Annotated in this window: 20 protein-coding genes; 16 read left to right on the top strand and 4 right to left on the bottom strand. The window is 60.7% G+C overall.

Annotation, left to right across the window (positions count from 1 at the left end):
- Nucleotides 1–16 precede the first annotated feature (16 nt).
- Genes V0R37_RS11435 through V0R37_RS11410 form a run of 6 tightly spaced genes read left to right on the top strand, consistent with a single transcriptional unit; the run spans nt 17 to nt 5,614 of the window.
- Nucleotides 17–1,303, top strand: a complete 1,287-nt coding sequence (locus tag V0R37_RS11435) for a Rieske 2Fe-2S domain-containing protein (RefSeq protein ID WP_420374630.1) — start codon at nt 17–19, stop codon at nt 1,301–1,303.
- Entirely contained in the window at nt 1,300–2,076 is a 777-nt protein-coding gene (locus V0R37_RS11430; protein WP_420374629.1) for an SDR family NAD(P)-dependent oxidoreductase, read from the top strand. The genes V0R37_RS11435 and V0R37_RS11430 overlap by 4 nt, the downstream gene beginning before the upstream one ends.
- A 2-nt stretch (nt 2,077–2,078) precedes the next feature.
- Entirely contained in the window at nt 2,079–3,038 is a 960-nt protein-coding gene (locus V0R37_RS11425; protein WP_420374628.1) for a dioxygenase family protein, read from the top strand.
- Nucleotides 3,035–3,817, top strand: a complete 783-nt coding sequence (gene hpaH, locus V0R37_RS11420) for a 2-oxo-hept-4-ene-1,7-dioate hydratase (RefSeq protein ID WP_420374627.1) — start codon at nt 3,035–3,037, stop codon at nt 3,815–3,817. Before V0R37_RS11425 ends, hpaH begins: the two co-directional genes overlap by 4 nt.
- A gap of 27 nt (nt 3,818–3,844) precedes the next feature.
- Nucleotides 3,845–4,801, top strand: a complete 957-nt coding sequence (locus V0R37_RS11415) for a PDR/VanB family oxidoreductase (protein WP_420374626.1) — start codon at nt 3,845–3,847, stop codon at nt 4,799–4,801.
- 24 nt (nt 4,802–4,825) lie between these two features.
- Nucleotides 4,826–5,614, top strand: coding sequence for an aldolase/citrate lyase family protein (locus tag V0R37_RS11410; RefSeq protein ID WP_420374625.1), 789 nt, complete (start codon nt 4,826–4,828; stop codon nt 5,612–5,614).
- A gap of 74 nt (nt 5,615–5,688) precedes the next feature.
- On the opposite strand, the gene V0R37_RS11405 is transcribed toward V0R37_RS11410, so the two are convergent.
- The 3 genes from V0R37_RS11405 to V0R37_RS11395 all read right to left on the bottom strand — a co-directional run bounded on the left by V0R37_RS11405 (nt 5,689) and on the right by V0R37_RS11395 (nt 8,235).
- The gene (locus tag V0R37_RS11405) at nt 5,689–5,868 is read right to left on the bottom strand and encodes a hypothetical protein (RefSeq protein WP_420374624.1); all 180 of its coding nucleotides are present in this window, start codon (nt 5,866–5,868) and stop codon (nt 5,689–5,691) included.
- 13 nt (nt 5,869–5,881) lie between these two features.
- The gene (locus V0R37_RS11400; RefSeq protein ID WP_420374623.1) at nt 5,882–7,078 is read right to left on the bottom strand and encodes an MFS transporter; all 1,197 of its coding nucleotides are present in this window, start codon (nt 7,076–7,078) and stop codon (nt 5,882–5,884) included.
- Nucleotides 7,079–7,179: 101 nt separating this feature from the next.
- Nucleotides 7,180–8,235 carry a LacI family DNA-binding transcriptional regulator gene (locus V0R37_RS11395; RefSeq protein WP_420374622.1) on the bottom strand — a complete coding sequence of 352 codons (1,056 nt, stop codon included), beginning with the start codon at nt 8,233–8,235 and terminating at the stop codon, nt 7,180–7,182.
- 253 nt (nt 8,236–8,488) lie between these two features.
- On the opposite strand from V0R37_RS11395, the gene V0R37_RS11390 reads away from it, so the two are divergent.
- From V0R37_RS11390 to V0R37_RS11360, 7 genes are all read left to right on the top strand, one after another.
- Nucleotides 8,489–9,172 carry an amino acid ABC transporter permease gene (locus tag V0R37_RS11390; protein ID WP_420374621.1) on the top strand — a complete coding sequence of 228 codons (684 nt, stop codon included), beginning with the start codon at nt 8,489–8,491 and terminating at the stop codon, nt 9,170–9,172.
- A gap of 4 nt (nt 9,173–9,176) precedes the next feature.
- The gene (locus V0R37_RS11385) at nt 9,177–9,848 is read left to right on the top strand and encodes an amino acid ABC transporter permease (RefSeq protein WP_420374620.1); all 672 of its coding nucleotides are present in this window, start codon (nt 9,177–9,179) and stop codon (nt 9,846–9,848) included.
- An 11-nt stretch (nt 9,849–9,859) separates the two neighbouring features.
- Nucleotides 9,860–10,588, top strand: a complete 729-nt coding sequence (locus tag V0R37_RS11380) for an amino acid ABC transporter ATP-binding protein (RefSeq protein WP_420374619.1) — start codon at nt 9,860–9,862, stop codon at nt 10,586–10,588.
- 71 nt (nt 10,589–10,659) lie between these two features.
- Nucleotides 10,660–11,457, top strand: a complete 798-nt coding sequence (locus tag V0R37_RS11375; protein ID WP_420374618.1) for a transporter substrate-binding domain-containing protein — start codon at nt 10,660–10,662, stop codon at nt 11,455–11,457.
- Nucleotides 11,458–11,533: 76 nt separating this feature from the next.
- On the top strand, nt 11,534–12,073 hold the full coding sequence (locus V0R37_RS11370) for a VOC family protein (RefSeq protein WP_420374617.1): 540 nt from the start codon (nt 11,534–11,536) through the stop codon (nt 12,071–12,073).
- A gap of 48 nt (nt 12,074–12,121) precedes the next feature.
- Nucleotides 12,122–13,393: a ribulose-bisphosphate carboxylase large subunit family protein gene (locus tag V0R37_RS11365; RefSeq protein ID WP_420374616.1), complete on the top strand. Its 1,272-nt coding sequence runs from the start codon at nt 12,122–12,124 to the stop codon at nt 13,391–13,393.
- Nucleotides 13,394–13,397: 4 nt separating this feature from the next.
- Nucleotides 13,398–14,723, top strand: a complete 1,326-nt coding sequence (locus V0R37_RS11360) for a four-carbon acid sugar kinase family protein (RefSeq protein ID WP_420374615.1) — start codon at nt 13,398–13,400, stop codon at nt 14,721–14,723.
- On the opposite strand, the gene V0R37_RS11355 is transcribed toward V0R37_RS11360, so the two are convergent.
- A complete protein-coding gene (locus V0R37_RS11355) occupies nt 14,720–15,571 on the bottom strand; it encodes an IclR family transcriptional regulator (protein ID WP_420374614.1) in 852 nt (283 codons plus the stop codon). The genes V0R37_RS11360 and V0R37_RS11355 overlap by 4 nt on opposite strands.
- A gap of 274 nt (nt 15,572–15,845) precedes the next feature.
- Here V0R37_RS11355 and V0R37_RS11350 point away from each other — a divergent pair, with 274 nt between their 5' ends.
- The 3 genes from V0R37_RS11350 (at nt 15,846) to V0R37_RS11340 (ending at nt 18,140) form a co-directional block, all read left to right on the top strand.
- Nucleotides 15,846–16,529: an amino acid ABC transporter permease gene (locus V0R37_RS11350; protein ID WP_420374613.1), complete on the top strand. Its 684-nt coding sequence runs from the start codon at nt 15,846–15,848 to the stop codon at nt 16,527–16,529.
- Nucleotides 16,530–16,540: 11 nt separating this feature from the next.
- Nucleotides 16,541–17,194, top strand: a complete 654-nt coding sequence (locus tag V0R37_RS11345; protein ID WP_420374612.1) for an amino acid ABC transporter permease — start codon at nt 16,541–16,543, stop codon at nt 17,192–17,194.
- Nucleotides 17,195–17,306: 112 nt separating this feature from the next.
- Nucleotides 17,307–18,140 (top strand): transporter substrate-binding domain-containing protein, encoded by an 834-nt coding sequence (locus tag V0R37_RS11340; protein ID WP_420374611.1) that lies wholly within the window; start codon nt 17,307–17,309, stop codon nt 18,138–18,140.

Here is an 18,140-nt window from a genome sequence, read left to right as displayed (position 1 = left end):
AGACAGTGGACAGACTATGAAGGACATGATGAAGACGCTGGTACGCAGCGGTCCGGGCACGCCGACCGGCAAACTCCTGCGCCGTTTTTGGGTACCCATCCTCCTTTGCAGCGAGATCGCCGAAGCCGACTGCCCGCCGGTCCGTGTGCAGATTTTGGGTGAAAAGCTGCTTGCGTTCCGCGACACGCAGGGCCGGCCCGGCCTTATCAGCGAGTTTTGCTCGCACCGGGGCGCTTCTCTCTATTTCGGCCGCAACGAGGACAACGGCATCCGCTGCAGCTACCATGGCTTGAAGTTCGATGTCGACGGCAAATGCGTGGATGTGCCCCAGGCGCCGCAAATGTGCGAGAAGATGTCCATCACCGGCTACCCTTGCATGGAGCGAGCAGGCATTCTTTGGGCTTACCTGGGACCCAAGGACAAGCAGCCGGAAGGCCCGGGCGTCGAGTGGGCCAATCTGCCCGATAGTCATGTGTTCGTGTCCAAGCGGATGCAGGAATGCAATTACATGCAAGCCATGGAAGGCGGGATCGACACCAGCCATGTTTCCTTCGTGCACAAGTTCGAAGTCGACAATGATCCCTTCCACCAGGGCACCAAGGCCAATGAGTACATCAAGAAAGACGGCAACGTCACCTTCGAGATCGAAAGGCACGATGGCGGCCTGACGCTGTTCGGCCGCCGCAACGGAGAAGCCGATTCGTACTATTGGCGCGTCACCCAATGGATTTTCCCCTGGTACAACCTGATTCCGCCGTTCGGGGATCATGCTCTGGGCGGTCACGTGTGGGTGCCGATCGATGATCACAATTGCTGGGCGTGGAGCATCAATTTCCGTCCCGACCGGCCTCTGTCGGCCGAGGAGCGCCAGCATCTGGAAGAGGGCCGGGGCGTGCACTGCGAGTACGAGCCCGGCACCAATGTGCCCGGCGGCACATGGCGGCCCAAAGCCAACAAGGACAATGATTATCTGATCGACCGCCAGGCTCAGAAAGAGAAGCGCTCGTTCAGCGGCGTGTTCGGCTTCGCCGCTCAGGACGCTTCGCTGCAAGAAAGCATGGGGCCGATTCAGAACCACGGCGCCGAGAAGCTGCTGCCTTCGGACCGGGCGATCGTCATGGCGCGCCGGATGCTGTTCGAGGCGACCGAGGGATTGGAGCAGGGCCGGGAGCCCAGCGCTACCCAATCGCGCCCACAGGCCGTGCGTGCCGCCGGCGTACTGCTGCCGCGAGACCAGAAGCCGCAGGAATGGGCCAAGAAGCATTTGGTCTATGGCGAAAACCAGCCGGTGTACTCGATATGAGCGGCCGTCTGAAAGGCAAGGCTATCCTGATTACCGGAGCCGGGGGCGGGATAGGAGCGGCGACCTCGGCGCTTTTCTGCGCCGAAGGGGCCGCCGTGCTGCTGGTGGATCGCGACGCCCAGGCGCTGGCGCGCACTGCCGCGGCCATCCTGCAGAAAACGCCCGATGCTTCCCTTCAGACGCTGTGTGCCGAAGTCGCGGACCCAGGCGCGGCGGAACAGGCTGCGGCTCAATGCGTCCAGGCGTTCTGCGGTATCGACGTGCTGGTGAACAACGCCTCCATGCGCAATTACTCCGCCTTTGCCGATGCCACTTCGCAGGAATGGCAGGAGGTGGTGGGCGTCAACATGGTGGGCAACGCCAGTTTCTGCCGTGCCGCATTGCCTCATCTGCGCCGCTCAGGCAAGGGAGCGATCGTCAACGTGTCTTCCTGCTATGCGGTCAAGGGCCGCAAGGGCATGGCCTTGTACGACGCAACGAAAGCAGCCATGGTCGCCATGACGCGCACGCTGGCCTTCGAGGAGGCGGAGCACGGAATCCGGGTCAACGTTATATGCCCCGGTTCGACGCTGACCGACTTTCATGTCAATCGGACCAAGGCCGCCGGCAGGAGCGTCGAGGAGCTGAAGACTCAACGCCAGGAAACATCGCTGCTGGGGCGCTGGGCCGATCCCATTGAAATCGCATATCCCATCCTTTGGATGGCTTCCGACGAATCGTCGTTCATCACCGGCACTACCCTGGTGGTCGATGGCGGGTTGCATATCAAATAGCCATGATCGTAGAAAATCAGATGGATCTTACCCGGGCGGTGCTGGCCGAGGTCGACCGCACTCCGGACCCGCGCTTGCGCCGCCTGCTCGCATCGGCGGTTCGGCATCTGCACGAATTCGTGCGCGAAACCGAGCTGACCGAAGCGGAATTCCGGCAGATCTGCGGCGTGGTGGCAAAAGCTGGCCAATTGACCACCGCCTCCCACAACGAAGTGGTGCTGGCGGCCGGATCGCTTGGTGTTTCCGCGCTGGTTTGCTTGTTGAACAATGGCAAGCCGGACCAGCACGGAACCACGGCCAATTTGATGGGGCCTTTCTGGCGCAAGGGCTCCCCTGTTACGCCGCAGGGCGGTTCGATCGTGCGTTCGCCGACTCCCGGCGACCCGGTATTCGTCACGGCCTGGATACGCGATGGCAACGGACAGCCGGTGTCCGGTGCCGAGGTGGACGTCTGGCATGCATCGGCGGACGGCTACTACGAGAACCAGGACCCGGAACAGGCGGACATGAACCTTCGCGGCAAATTTCGCACGGACGCGGATGGTTGCGTGCGCTTTCGCACAGTCAAGCCTTCAGGTTATCCGATACCCGTGAACGGCCCTGTCGGCGCTTTGATCCGGGCGCAAGGCCGGCACAATATGCGTCCGGCCCACATTCACTTCCTAATCCACAAGCCGGGATACAAGACGCAGTTCTCGCAGCTCTATTCCAGCGACGATCCGCACTTGGAGACCGATGTGCAGTTTGGCGTGACCAGCGCCCTGGTGGGCGACTATCGGGCACACGAAAACACGTCCGCACCAGACCCCGACGTAGCGGGGCGATGGTATTCGCTGGAGCACACCTTCACGATAGTGCCCGGCGATGACGCGCTGCCCCCGCCGCCCATCACCGGCAAGGCGGAAGGACCGCGACCGTCGCTCGTCATGCTTGAAAGAACGAAACCAGGAGAAACCCAATGATCAGCCAGAAGGAACGGCAGCAGGCCGCGGAAGCCCTTTTTGTGGCAGGCAATACCAGCAAGCCCATCGCTCAGGTAAGCAAGACCTGGCCGCAGATGGAGATAGAAGATTCCTACGCTGTGCAGCAAATGTGGGCGGAGAAGCGTGTACAGGCCGGCGCGCGGGTGATCGGCCATAAAATCGGCTTGACCTCCCGTGCCATGCAACAGGCTTCGAAGATGACCGAGCCGGACTACGGTGTTTTGCTGGATGACATGACTTACGCGGACGGCGCGCGCATTCCCGCCTCGCGCTTTTCCGCGCCGAGGCTCGAAGTGGAGCTCGCGTTCGTGCTGGGCAAGCGGCTGGGCGGCAAGAATGTGACGATCTACGACGTGCTCGATGCCACAGCCTATGTGACGCCGGCAATGGAAATCATCGACTACCGTACGGAAGTGCCCAGGGCCATCGTCGATACCATCGCGGACAATGCCGCCGCTGCGGGCATGGTGACAGGCGGGCGGCCTGTGCGGCCCATGGATGTGGACCTGCGCTGGTGCGCGGCCACGCTGTCGAAGAACGGGATTATCGAAGAATCAGGCGTGTCGGCCGCCATCATGGGCCACCCCGCCATGGGCATCGTATGGCTGGCGAATCGGCTTGCGCGGCATGACATCATGCTTGAGCCGGGACACATTTTGCTGGCCGGGTCTTTCACACGGCCTGTGGATGTGGCCGCGGGCGATGTGATCCATGCCGACTTCGGACCACTGGGTTCGATCGGCGTGTCTTTCTGTTGATCAGTCCGTAGCGAGCGACAGAAAAGTATGTCAATGATTCAAGTGCGAGTCCGCCGCAAATTGCAGGAAGCGCAGGACATCGCCTCCTTCGAACTGGTCCGGCCGGACGGGGCGCCGCTGCCCCCTTTCAGCGCCGGCTCACATATCGATGTGCGCCTTCCCGATGGCATGGTCCGGCAATATTCGCTGTGCAATGATGATGAAGATAACGGCCATTATCGTATTGCCGTCCTTAGGGATGCGCATTCCCGGGGCGGCTCGCGCGCCATGCATGACATCATTGGGCAGGGCGATCTGATGGAAATCAGCTCGCCGCGCAACCACTTTCCACTGGTTGATGCCCGGCGAACGATTTTGCTGGCGGGCGGCATCGGCGTGACGCCATTGCTGTGCATGGCCCAGCGCCTGGCAAAGGCCCAGGCGGATTTCCAGCTTCACTATTGCGTACGGACCCCGGAGCGGACCGCGTTCCGGGAGGAGATCGCATCTTCCGGCTTTGCCTCTCGCGTGCGCTTCCACTATGACGATGGGCCGTCCGACCAGAGGCTGGATCTGGCCGCCGTCCTGGCCGATTCCGGGCCGCATGTTCACGCCTACGTTTGCGGGCCTCAGGGTTTCATCGACCATGTCACCGCCTCCGCCCGCCTGCAAGGATGGGGCGAGGAACAATTGCATGTCGAATATTTCCAGGCCGCGCCGACGGACGCTGCCGCGGACAGCGCTTTCCGTGTCCAGATCGCCAGCAGTGGGGACATCTATGAAGTCCCCGCCGGGCAGACCGTGGTGCAGGTTCTTGGGGAAAAGGGCATCGAGATTCCGGTGTCTTGCGAGCAGGGAATCTGCGGCACATGCATCACGCGCGTGCTGGAAGGCCAGTGCGATCACCGCGATCTTTATTTCACCGACGAGGAAAAAGAGCGCAATGACCAGTTCACGCCTTGCTGTTCGCGAGCCAAGAGCCCGTTGCTCGTCCTCGATCTTTGATTTTCACCTTCCCATATGCCGATCATGACGCCTTCTTCCCGCCCCAACCGATTCCTGACCAGCTTGCACGAACCGTCCATCCCCGCGCAGTGGGGGCTGTGGTGCAGCATTCCAAGCCCTGTGACCGCCGAGCTGTGTGCCGGCGGCGGCTTCGACTGGCTGCTTTTCGACATGGAGCATGCGCCTGCCGACATCAAGGACATTTATGGAGCCCTTCAGGCGGTTTCGGCATATCCGCTTAGCCCCATGGTGCGGCCGCCCTCCAACGATCCCGTCGCGATCAAACGCCTTTTGGACATCGGCGTCCAGAATCTGCTTATTCCTTTTGTGCAGACGGCAGAGGAAGCGCAGGCCGCCGTGGCGGCGGCTAGCTATCCGCCTGATGGATTCCGCGGCCTGACGCTTACTTCACGCGCCAACGCTTTCGGCCGCAACCCCGATTATTTGACGGAGGGAGCGCGGCAGATTGCGATCGTCGTCCAGATCGAAACGCGCATGGCCTTGCAAAACCTCGAAGCGATTGCCGCGGTGGACGGAGTGGCAGCCGTTTTCCTGGGGCCTTCGGACTTGTCGGCGGATTTGGGCCATCTGGGAAAGCCCGAAGCGCCGGAAGTGCGTCAGGCCATTCTCGATGCGGCCGCCAGGTTGCGCGTCATCGGCAAGCCCTGGGGCATTCTGGTGGGGTCGGCCGATTCCGCGCACTTCTATACATCCCATGGCGCCAGGTTTGTTGCGGCAGGCAGCGACCTTGGGCTGTTGCGCGCATCCAGCGACGCTTTGGCGGCGCGCCTGAAGCTTGCTCCCGCAGCTTGATGGCCGGCGGGCCCGATGTGGGGCCTGCGAATCAACGCTGCGGAGACGGCGTACCGATCAGGCTGGCTTCGCGTTCAGAACCCGCAAAGCGCCGCAAAATTCGCCCATTGCACCCGCATCTCAGGCGATAGGTAGCCGGCGAATGCCAACCCCATCACCACCAGCAGGGCCGCGAAGCCCGCGTAGCGCCAAGGCCCTCGTTTTGGCAGAGGGGCTTCGGGGGTTTCAGTCGATGGGCTGTCGCGGTCGAGCATGGCTGGGCTCCTTTCAGGCCGGCACGGGCACGGCCCGGGCCTGTTCCTTGATCGGCAGGCAAAGAACGGCTGCAACGACAGCCAGGACGATACCGGCCCACCAGACTATTGTATAGCTGCCTGTCGTCTGGTAGACATAGCCGCCCATCCAGACGCCAATGAAACTGCCGATCTGATGTCCCAGGAAGACGATGCCGGACAGTGTGGCGGCGTATCGCAGGCCGTATATCTGTCCGATCAGTCCTTGCGTCAGCGGAACGGTGCCCAGCCAGAATATGCCCATCCATGCCGCGAAGATATAGGCGACTGTGGGCGTCAAGGGAACCGCGAGCAGGAAGAGAATGCCGAAGGCGCGCAGGAAATAAACGCCGGCCAGCAGCGTTTTCTTGCTGAGCCGCTCGCCCAGCTTGCCGGCGTAGAAGCAGCCCAGGACGTTGAACAGTCCGATGAAGGCGATGGCCGTCGCGCCGTGGGTGGCGGTCAGCCCGCCGTCGATCAGGTAGGCCGGCAGATGCAGCGTAATGAAGGCCGTGTGGAAGCCGCAGACGGCATAGCTCCAGAACAGGAAGTGAAATGAGCGGTCGGCCACCGCTTGCCGGACGGCGCTTTTCAGGCTGTGTTCTCCGGCCTTGACATCCGGACGCCCCCTAAGGAATACCGAAAGCGGGGCGCCAATCGCCACGAACAGGGATAGCATCCATAGCGCACCCGTCCAGTCCATTTGGGAAATCAGCAATTGCCCGGTTGGGACGACGGCAAACTGGCCCAGCGAGCCGCCCGCGCTTGCAATGCCCATGGCGGTGCTGCGGTAGGCGGCCGGAACGACGCGGGCCACAACCGGAAGAATCACGGGAAAGGTGGTGCCTGCCTGTCCCAGGCCTACCAGCACGCCCGCGGACAGATATAGCGACATCTCGTCGTGCGAGAAACGCATCCCTATCATGCCCAGTGCGTACAAGGCCGCGCCCAGCACGATGGTGCGAGCCGAGCCGTAGCGATCGGCCAGCATGCCCGCGAATATGCTGCCTACGCCCCAGACCAGGTTCTGGATCGCGAAGGCCATCGAGAAGACATCCCGCCCCCAGCCTTGATCCGCTCCCATGGGTTGCATGAACAGGCCGAAAGTGGCCCGCACTCCCATGGCAAGAAGCACGATGAACGCACCCGCGTACAGCGTGCGCAAATAGGATGTCGAGGAAGATGAGGACATGATGCGCTTTAACCCGCGTCAGCGCCGAAAAGGCTGCCGCTTGGTGGTGGAAAACGCTGAATAGTAGCACCGGCGCCGCCTTTGCGGCGCAAAGATTCTTGTCAGGGCAGATTCTCGTTCAGTACCACGCTGATCTGCATGGATTCGACACCCGCCATGGCCTCGCGGCCTTCACGCAGGTTGGCAAAAATACGCACACTGTTCGTAATGGTGGAGTGCAGGTTCTGGTTCAGGATGGCATCCAGCGAACCATCGACCAGCAGCGCGCGGGTATCCGGCGTCAGCCCGTGGCCGATGAACACCGTGCTTTGATCCCGGCGTGCCTCTTTAAGCGCCTGCGCCACCCCGTCGGAAGCGCCGCCTATGTTGTAGATGCCCACCAGGTCGGGATACTGGTCCAGCAGTTGCCTGGACTGCCGGTAATTGGTTTGCGCGTCGTCATGGCCTTCGCGCAAGCCCACCATCTGCAGCGCCGGAAATTTCTCTTCCAGGATATGTTGAAAGCCCATTTCGCGCTCTTCGTGTCCGCGATAGTGGCGGCTGCCCGCGATCATGGCAACCTTGCCGGAGCGCGGTCCGATGAAGCGGCCGAGCAGCAGGCCGGCCGTGCGTCCCGCGGCCCGGTTGTCCAGGCCCACATAGGCCGCCCGGCGCGAGCTGGACAGATCCGAAATCAGCGTAAGCGTATGGACATTCTTTTCGGCCAGTGTGTTGACGGCTTCCCGAACCAAAGGATGCTCCAGCGCCATGAAGGCGATGCCGTCGGCGCGCCGGCCTTCGCGCAGCAGATTGTCGACCAGGACCTGGGGGTTGAATCCTTCGATGTAACGGCAACGGCATTGCACATTGAAAGGCTCCAACTGCTCGCGCGCTACATCCACATAGTCGCCCAGCATGTTCAGGTAGCGGTTGGTGCCGGCGGGCAGCAGGAAAACAAGCCGCATGGGCTGCGGACGCAAGGCTTTGTACAGATCGTCCTGAGGCAGGTAGCCCAGGCTGGCGGCGGCTTTCAACACGGCCTGCACGGTTGCCGGCCGTACGCCGGGACGGTGGTTCAGTACGCGGTCTACGGTAGCGGTGGATACCCCTGCCTGCCGGGCAACGTCGGCAATCCCGATGCGTGGGGATACGCTGCGCCGCTTGTATGAGTTTTCCATGGGACACGCCGAATCGCTGTTGTGGGATTGAGGGCCGAACTTGATGAATCATTGAATGATGGAGTTTATTATTACATCAAATCAAATCACGTGGATAATAACGATTTATAAGTATTTGGATTTTATGCCGCATATATAATGAATATACGGGAAAACCCGTATTATAAATCAATCAAAATACATCATTAACTATGCTGGACATAAGCCGGGCGGCACAGATACCATGTCGCCAGAGACATAGGTAATAGAAAGAATGATCTACGAATTCGACTTCTCAAGCGTGCTGGCGGAATGGCCACAGTTCCTGGCCGGGGCCTGGCTGACCATTCAGTTGTCCTTTCCGGCGACTGTGCTGGGCTTGTGCATAGGAACCCTTTGCGCCATCGGCCGGCGCAGCTCTATTCGCCTGTTGTCCCGCGCTTGCGGTTTCTATGTGGAGATCATCCGCAATACGCCGCTGCTGGTGCAGATATTCCTGGTCTTTTTCGGCCTGGCCAGCCTGGGATGGCATGTGTCGGCGTTCGGCGCCGCGCTGGTTTCGCTGGTGATCAACGTTGCCGCCTATACCTGCGAGATCATGCGCGCCGGTATGGACTCCATACACGACGGACAGATCGAAGCGGCGGAATGCCTGGGTTTGAGCAAAGCTCAGGTCTACTGGCATGTCATTCTTTTGCCGGCCATGGAGAACGTCTATCCGGCCTTGACCAGTCAGTTTGTACTGTTGATGCTGGCGTCGTCCATCACGTCGCAGATTTCGGTCGAGGAACTGACGGCGGTTGCCAGTCATGTGCAATCCGATACTTTCCGGCCGTTCGAGGCTTACATCCTGGTGGCTGTCGCCTATCTGGCGCTTTCGCTCTTGATGCGCATAGGCATCTGGGCATTCGGACAGATGGTGTTCGCCCGCCGGCGCAAGATCAAGGTAATGGGGTGATGCGATGATATCCGGCGGCTTTAACCTCAATCACCTTTATTTTCTGCTGGACGGCGCGGTATGGACAATCTGTCTGTCCCTTATCGCCTTTGTCGGCGGCGGCCTGGCGGGCGGCATCGTGGCTCTGTGCCGCATCAGTCCGGTCGGGCCCATCCGTTGGCTGGCCTATGTTTACGTGCAATTGATACAAGGCACACCGCTGCTGGTGCTGCTCTTCGTATCCTATTTCGGACTGAGCATCGCCGGACTTACCTTGTCCGGCCTGGTTGCGGCCGGGATATCGATGATCATCTACGTCAGCGCATACCTAGGCGAGATATGGCGCGGCTGCATCCAGTCCGTGGCCAAAACCCAATGGGAGGCCGCCGAATGCCTGGCGCTTACGCGCGCCCAGCGTCTGCGGCTGGTCATACTGCCCCAGGCGGTGCGCATTGCAACGCCGCCCACGGTGGGCTTCATGGTGCAGATCGTCAAGAACACGTCGCTGGCCTCCATCGTGGGCTTTGTCGAACTGGTTCGCGCGGGGCAGTTGATCAACAACTCGATTTTCCAGCCCTTCCTGATCTACCTTCTGATCGCGGGTATCTACTTCGCGATGTGCTATCCGCTCTCCGCGTGGAGCCGCAAGCTGGAAGGGCGGCTGCAATACAAAATGCGCCCGCAGCCGAACACCTGAAAGGAATTGAAATGTCGATTGTTGTTGAATTGAATAACGTCCATAAAAGCTTCGGTGCGAATACCGTCCTGAAAGGGGTGTCCTTCGCTGTTCCCAAGGGCCAGGTGGTGGCCATCATCGGGCAAAGCGGTTCGGGGAAAAGCACGGCCCTGCGCTGCATCGACAGGCTGGAAATCATAGACGACGGGCAAATCCATGTATGCGGCCATCAGGTTCATGGAGCGGACGTGGATCTGCGCGCCTTGCGCACCGACGTGGGTATCGTTTTTCAAAGCTATAACCTGTTCCCGCATCTGACGGTCGAGCAGAACGTGATGCTCGCGCCCCGTGCGGTCAAGAAAAGAAGCAAGGTCGAGGCGGCCGAAATCAGCGATCGGGTGCTGCGGCAGGTAGGCCTGCTGGAGAAAGCCCAGTCCTACCCGGAACAGCTGTCGGGCGGGCAGCAGCAGCGGGTGGCGATTGCGCGTTCCCTGGCGATGGAACCCAAGGTGATGCTGTTCGACGAGGTCACCTCGGCGCTCGATCCCAAGCTGACCGGCGAAGTGCTGCGCGTTATCGAAGCGCTTGCGGCCGACGGCATGACCATGGTCCTGGTCACCCACGAAATGGAATTCGCGGCCAAGGTGGCCGACACCATTATCTTCATGCATCAGGGCAAGGTCTGGGAGACCGGCCCGGGAAGCATGTTGCGAGATCCCCGTACGCCGGAACTCAAAGAGTTCCTGGCCTATGGGCTTTGAGTGCCGCAGCGGGCACGTTCACCTAGCCATTCCCCTTGAATTCATATACGCGATAACTCACGGAGACAACCATGTTATTGAAGAAAGCACTGTATTTCACGCTAGTTGCCGCATGTCTTGGCACCTTCGCCGGCACCGCCTCGGCCGATGCGTTGTCCGACATCAAGGCCGCCAAGAAGATACGCGTGGGTATCGACCTGGGCGCGCCTTTCTACGGCTATGTCGATGAAAAAATGCAGCCGGTCGGTTCGGATGTCGAGGCGGCGCGCTTGTTGGCAAAAGACCTGGGCGTCGAACTCGAAATCGTGCAAACGACCAACTCGGCTCGCATTCCCAACCTATTGTCCAACAAGGCCGACCTGATCATTTCATCCTTGTCGATCACGCCGGAGCGTGCCAAGGCGGTGGACTTCTCGATTCCCTATGGCGCTATTCAGGCGGCCGTGGGCGCGCCCAAAAGCCTGGCCCTCAAAGGCATGGACGATCTGGCCGGGAAGGCGGTCGCGGTGACTCGCGGCGGTCCGCAGGACAAGCTGATCAGCGAAGGCGCGCCCAAGGCCAAGGTGATTCGCTTCGACGACGAAGCCGCTTCGATAACGGCCGCAGCCACCGGCCAGGCCGATATCGTTGCCATTACCCCGCCCATCATTCATGCGATCAGCAAGCGCAATCCCGAACGCCAGTTCGAGGTCAAGTTCGTGATCCAGTCTTATCGGCTGGGGGTGGCGATGCGCAAGAACGAGCCTGCATTGAAAGATTGGGTGAATGGCTGGATACGCACGAATCTGAAGAACGGCAAGCTTAACGAGATTCACCTGAAGTACGCCGGCGTGCCGATTCCTGAAGAGATCATCGCCGGCGCGAAGTAGCGCGGCGAGCCGGACCGCTGCGCGGCCGCGGCTTGCCGCGTGCGCGGATGAATGCCATGTGTTTATAGGAGCAGGGATGAGCAAGTTTTTTGGCGAAATTCGTCAATTGGGATATGTCGTCAAGGATATCGAAGCGGCAATGGAGTATTGGAGCGGCACCCTGGGTGTCGGTCCCTGGTACTACAACCCCAAGGTGCCGATTGAGAACTATCAATATCGGGGCGAGCGCCATGAACCGCACAATTCGGTTGCGCTGGCCAACTCGGGTTTCGTGCAGGTGGAACTGATCCAGTGCCGCAACGACGTCCCTTCGATGTACCGCGACTTCTTGCAGGCCGGCAATACGGGATTGCAGCATGTTGCTTACTGGACAGGCAGCTATGACGCCGACCTTGCGCGGTTGACCGCGCAGGGCTTTCGCCCGGTCATGAGCGGCGAGGTGGGCGAGCGGGGCCGTTTCGTCTATTTCGACACTGAATACCATCCCGGCACCGTCATCGAGCTGTCCGAAGTGGCTGGGCCGAAAGGCAAGTTGTTCGATCTGATCCGGTCCGAGTCGCAGGGATGGGACGGCAAGGATCCCGTGCGCGCCTTTCCCGACCTTGCCACGCTTTGAGTTCCCTCAGCCCGATCCTCGCCTAACCTTTGTTGTTGAATCGCCATCATGAGTCCTGACCGTTTTTACGCAAGCTACCTGATCGAAACGCCGGTCGATCCCGCCCGGGTGGCGGAAATCATGGCGGGCGAGCAGTCTTGCGGCACGTTTACCCGTGTGCAGGGCGAGACCGATGAGCTGCGCCAGCGGGCCCGGGCCACTGTGGAGAGCGTCGAGCTGCTGGACCTTGCCTCACAGCCTTCCTTGCCCAATGCCTGGCTGGAGCGGCAGGGCAGCCGGGGACCTTGGCGGCGTGCGCGTGTGCGGATTTCCTTTCCGGTCGGCAATATCGGCGCCAATCTGCCTACGCTGGCATCGACCGTTGCGGGGAATCTGTATGACTTGGGCGAAACGACAGGCCTGCGGCTGGAAGAGCTGCACTTGTCCGCTGAATACAGGCGGCGCTTCGATATGCCGCAAGTGGGCATAGCGGGTACGCGTAAATTGACCGGAGTGGCCGAAGGCCCCCTGGTGGGAACCATCATCAAGCCCAATGTGGGCTTGTCGCCGTCGCAAACAGCGGAGCTGGTGGACCGGTTGTGCCGGGCCGGTGTGGATTTCATCAAGGACGACGAGGTCTGCGCCAATCCCGTCCATGCGCCGCTGGCCGAGCGTGTCCCGGCTGTCATGGCCGTGGTGCGCGAGCACCGGCAACGCACAGGCAAGGCGGTGATGGTGGCGTTCAACATTACCGATGAAACCGACGCGATGCGCCGGCACGCCGAGATGGTGGAGCGCGAGGGCGGCAATTGCGTCATGGCCAGCCTGAACGCTTGCGGCTATTCCGCCATACAAAGCCTGCGCCGCAGCACGCCCTTGGCCTTGCATGGGCATCGCAATGGCTATGGGGCCTTGTCGCGCCATCCATTGCTGGGTATTTCGTTCCAGGCCTATCAGACGCTATGGCGCCTGGCCGGCGTGGATCATATGCATGTTCACGGCTTGCAAGGCAAATTCTCGCAAAGCGACAAAGAGGTCGTGGAATCGGCGCGCGATTGCTATGCGCCTTTGGCGGAGGGGCTGGACGACGCGGTCTTGCCGGCCTTCTCGTCGGGGCAGTGGGCCGGTACAGTGCCGGTTACCTGGAAAGCCGTGGGCAATGACGACCTGTTGTTCATGTCGGGGGGCGGCATCCTGGCCCATCCCGATGGGGCCGCCGCCGGCGTGGCCAGCCTGCGGCAGGCATGGCAGGCTGCCCGCGATGGAATTGATCTGGCGCAGTATGCGAAGCAGGCGTCCGAATTGCGCCGCGCCCTGGATTTCTTTGCGCGCAAGGACTGACGCGATGACCCTGTCCGCGCCCAGGCTGGCCTTCTACGGCGATGATTTCACCGGCGCCACCGACACCTTGGCGACGGTATCCGCTGCTGGCCTGCGCGCCATGCTGTTTTTGCGGCCACCCACGGATGGGCAGCGCGCGGCCGCGGGCGCGCTGGATTGCCTGGGCATTGCCGGCGCGGCACGCTCCATGCGCGCGTCCGAGCAGGAACGGGAACTGGACGGCATAGGGCGATATTTTGCGCAGTTGGGCGCGGCCGTGACCCATTACAAGACCTGCTCCACCTTCGATAGTTCTCCGGACATAGGCAGCATAGGGACCGCTGTCGGCATCCTGGGCCGGTACCTGAATGCGTCGCCCTTCATGCCCATCGTCGGCGGCCAGCCCAACCTGAACCGCTACTGCGTGTTCGGCAATCTATTTGCGGCATTCCGCAGGGGCGAGGGGGCTTATCGGCTTGATCGGCATCCGACCATGAGCCGCCATCCGGTCACGCCCATGCACGAATCCGATCTGCGTCTTCATCTGGCCGGGCAGGGCCTGGAGAACATCGCTTCCATCGAGTATCCAAGCTACGACCTGCCGCCCGATGAACTGGACGCGCTGATCGACGCTCGCGTGGCGGGCGGTGCCCGGGCAGTCCTGTTCGACGTGGGCCATGACATGCACTTGCCCATAGTCGGGCGGGCTATCTGGCTGCGTGCTTGCCGGCATCCTGTGCTGGCGGTCGGAGCCAGCGGCGTGGCGCAGGCCTTGCTTGCGCATTGGCGCGAAACAGCAGGGTTGGAAACGGAATCCGCGCACGGTGAAAGCAAGCTTGCTCCGCCCGATGGGCCGGTTTTTGTATTGTCGGGCAGCATGTCGCCGGTGACCGCCAGGCAGGTAGAGGCATCGGTGTCCTACCAGCGCATTGCCGTGGATGCGGATGCCTTGATGGCGGGGAACTCCACCCGGATCGATGCAGTGCTTGCCGACGTGCTGCGGGCGATGTCCCAAGGACGCCATGTGCTGGCCTATATCGCCGGACCGTCCAGCGGGATGATTCAGCCTGACATCCCGGCGGCAGCCTTGGCAAAGGCTTGCGGCGTCTTCCTTGCTCGGGTGCTCCAGTCGGCAAAGCCGCGCCGCATGGGTGTGGCGGGAGGCGATACATCCAGCCATTGCGTGCGCCATCTGGACATCTGGGGCTTGTCCCATCTGGCGCAACTGGATTCAGGCGTCGCCTTGTGCGGCATGCATTCCGACCAGTCTCACTTGACGGGGGTGGAAGTCATGCTGAAGGGCGGGCAGATGGGTTCCGCCGATGTGTTCGAGCGATTGCTGGGGCGTTAAGGCCGGCCCTGGCCCAGCGCTGCATTGTCTTCCAGGCTGGCGTCGTAGCCGATGCGGATCGACAGGCGTCCGCAGATGTCGGCCAGTATGTCCGTAATCTGACTGATATCGGGACGGGGCATGCCGTCGATGCGCGCAATATGCGGCACGTTGATGGCGGCCACCACGCGCCCGCCCATGCCGCGCACGGGAAAGGCGATGTTGGTGACTCCCTGGATCTGGATGCTGGGCATGAGGGAATAGCCGTTGCGACGCACATCCTTCAGCAAGGTAAACAGCTGGCCCGGATCCATGGTCTGCTCGCCTTCGACGCGGATATGACTGCTTAGCATGCGCGTCCGCTCCACTTCGTCCTGATAGGCCAGCAGAACGTGGCCCGACGATGTGTCGGTCAGGCCCATCACCACACCCACCTTCAATCCGAAAGACCAGCGCTCCGGGCTATCGACCTGCGCAATGACGACCACGCGGCCGCCTTGGTAAATGGCCAGATGGCAGGATTGCCGCGCCCGCTCCGACAATTCGTGCAACAGAGGCAACGCCGATCCGACCAGAGCCTTGATGGGTTGCTGGCGGTTGGCCAATTGGAACATGGTCAGGGTCAGGGTATACCGGTCGTTCGGGTCGGCCTGTATATAGCCCCTGCGCTGCAGGGTGACGACCATGCGGAATATTTCGTTGACGTTCCGGCCCAGCGCCTGCGCCAATTCATTGAGCGTATAGCCGTCGGTGCTTGCACTGAGCGCCTCCAGGATATCAAGGCCTTTTTCCAGCGCCGGCGCGGCATAACGGACGGTGCCTAGTTTGGCCGTTGCTGTTTTATCCCTGTTTTCTGCTGTCGTGCTCATAGTCTGAGAAGTAAATAATTTTATATACAAAATATAATTTTTATCCTAGAAAATGTCCAGCCCGGAAATGCCGACCCATCAATAGACTCTTCTAACGAATACAGTGCTTTCTTCAGGGATATCCCTAGCCATGGAACCCCACATACCCATTGACCACTGCTACGGTATTGGCATAGGATAAATTGAATATATATCAAAATAATTTTTATCCATAAAATATGCATCTCTTGTTCGGGGCAGGCCGCCGCGAACAAGCACCCATGCGGGAAAATCCATGAACTACCAGTTCGATTTCGAAAGCGTGCTGTCGTATTGGCCCATGTTCCTGGAAGGGGCGGGAACCACGCTGCAGATGTCGTTCTGGGCAACGCTGATCGGCTTCGTGCTGGGCGTCCTGTGCGCGGTGGCGCGCAGCAGCGGTCCCGCCTGGCTGCGCAAGCTGGTGGGCGGCTATGTTGAGGTGATAAGAAATACGCCGCTGCTGGTGCAAAGCTATTTCCTGATCTTCGGCATGTCCAGCATTGGCTTGCGCATGCCCATCATGGTGGGCGCCATCCTGGCTCTGGTCATCAACATCGGCGCCTATACCTGCGAGATTGTGCGCGCCGGCATCGAATCGATACACAGGGGCCAGCTTGAAGCCGCCGAATGCCTGGGTCTGACGCCAACACAGGTGTACTTGCATATTATTCTTCGGCCGGCCATCGAGCGGGTCTATCCATCGCTGACCAGCCAGTATGTATTGCTGATGCTTGTGACCAGCATCTTGTCGGCGGTGGGCGCCAACGAGCTGTTCGGCGTCTCCAATTCGGTGCAGGCAAATACCTTCCGCAACTTCGAAGTATTCATCGTCCTGTGGGTGGTCTACCTGGCATTGTCCGCGCTGGTCCGCGCCGTGTTCTGGCTGGTGGGTCAATGTGTCTTCGTGCGCCGGCGCAAGCTGGGTACGGCCTTGTAAGGCGGCCGCGCATGAATATCCAGCAGTTCGAATATCTGGTCCAAGGCGCCTGGGGCACCTTGCTGCTGTCCTGCCTGACTTTTATTTTTTCGGGCGTGCTCGGCATGGCGGTTGCCTTGGCCAGGGTCTCGCCGCTCAAGCCGGTCCGGCGTGCCGCGTCGTCCTATATTCAGCTGATCCAGGGCACGCCGTTATTGGTACTGATGGGCGTCTGCTTCTATGGCCCGAACCTATTGGGCATGAACAGCGTGCCCGCGCTGTTCGCCGCGACGCTTGCGCTGACCATACAGTCCAGCGCTTACTTCGGCGAAATCTGGCGCGGCTGCATCCAGTCGGTGGCGCGCAATCAGTGGGAAGCGGCCGAGTGCCTGGGGCTCAGCCGCTTCCAGCGCATGGTTCTGGTCGTACTGCCGCAAGCCTTGCGCATCGCGACGCCGCCCACGGTCGGATTCATGGTGCAGATCGTCAAGAACACATCGATCGCTTCCCTGGTAATCGGCTATGCGGAACTGTCGTACAACGCCAAGATACTCAACAACTCCACGTTCGAGCCGTTTCTCTATTTTGGATGCGCGGCGGCCCTGTACTTTGCGATCTGCTATCCCATGTCCATGTGGAGCCGCAAGCTGGAGAGAAAACTGAACACTGCTCATGGCGCGGTATGACAGGGCGCCGGATGCTGGGCGGCTGAGCTGATGGAGGATGTAGTTGCAGGTAGTGGCTTGTAGCCGGCGGCGTCGACGCCTTGCCGGCCCAATGAAACCAGGAGACAGGAAAATGAACTTACACACTACGGTAAAGGCCGGCGGCAGCGCGCCATGGCGCCTATTCATGGTGGGCGCCATGGCATGCGTTCTGGGATTGGGCGCTGCGCCCGCGCAGGCCAACGACCTGGCCAAAATAAAGGCGGACAAGACAATACGGGTAGCCATCGACCTGGGTGCGCCGCCTTTCGGCACCAAGGACGATACGCTTAAACCCATTGGGTCGGACGTTGAAACCGCCCAACTGCTGGCACAGGATTTAGGCGCAAAACTCGAAATCGTGCCAACCACCGGTGCAAACCGCGTGCCCTTTTTGTTGACCAATAAAGCCGATCTGGTCGTGGCCAGTTTTTCTATTACGCCCGAGCGCCAAAAGGTCGTGGCGTTCTCGGTGCCGTATGCCGCAATACAGGCAGTGGTCGGCGCGCCCAAAGACATGAACATCACCAAGCTGGAAGACCTGGTCGGCAAGACGGTGATCTCCACGCGCGGAACGACCAACGACATCGCAATCACCAAGCAGGCGCTGCCCGGAACCAATATTCTGCGTTTCGACGATGATGCAACCTCGATTACAGCGGTGTCCAGCGGCCAGGGCGACATCTTCGCGACGGCGCCTCCCTTGCTGAAGGCCATCAACAAGAAAACGCCCGGGAAAAACATGGAGCCCAAGATCGTGCTGTCGACCGCCATGCTGGGCATAGGCCTGAACAAGGAAAGCACCGAGCTGAAGGGCTGGGTGGACAACTGGGTTCGCGCGAACCTGAAGAACGGCAAACTGAACGATATCTATCAGAAGTACCATGGCTCGCCGCTACCTGAAAATGTCTTGAGCGCGGGTAAATAA

The organism is Pollutimonas rozaliensis (assembly GCF_048751585.1).
In the GTDB taxonomy this organism is placed as follows: domain Bacteria; phylum Pseudomonadota; class Gammaproteobacteria; order Burkholderiales; family Burkholderiaceae_B.
Note: the sequence above shows the minus strand (reverse complement) of the source record. Positions and strands in the feature narration are given on the sequence as shown.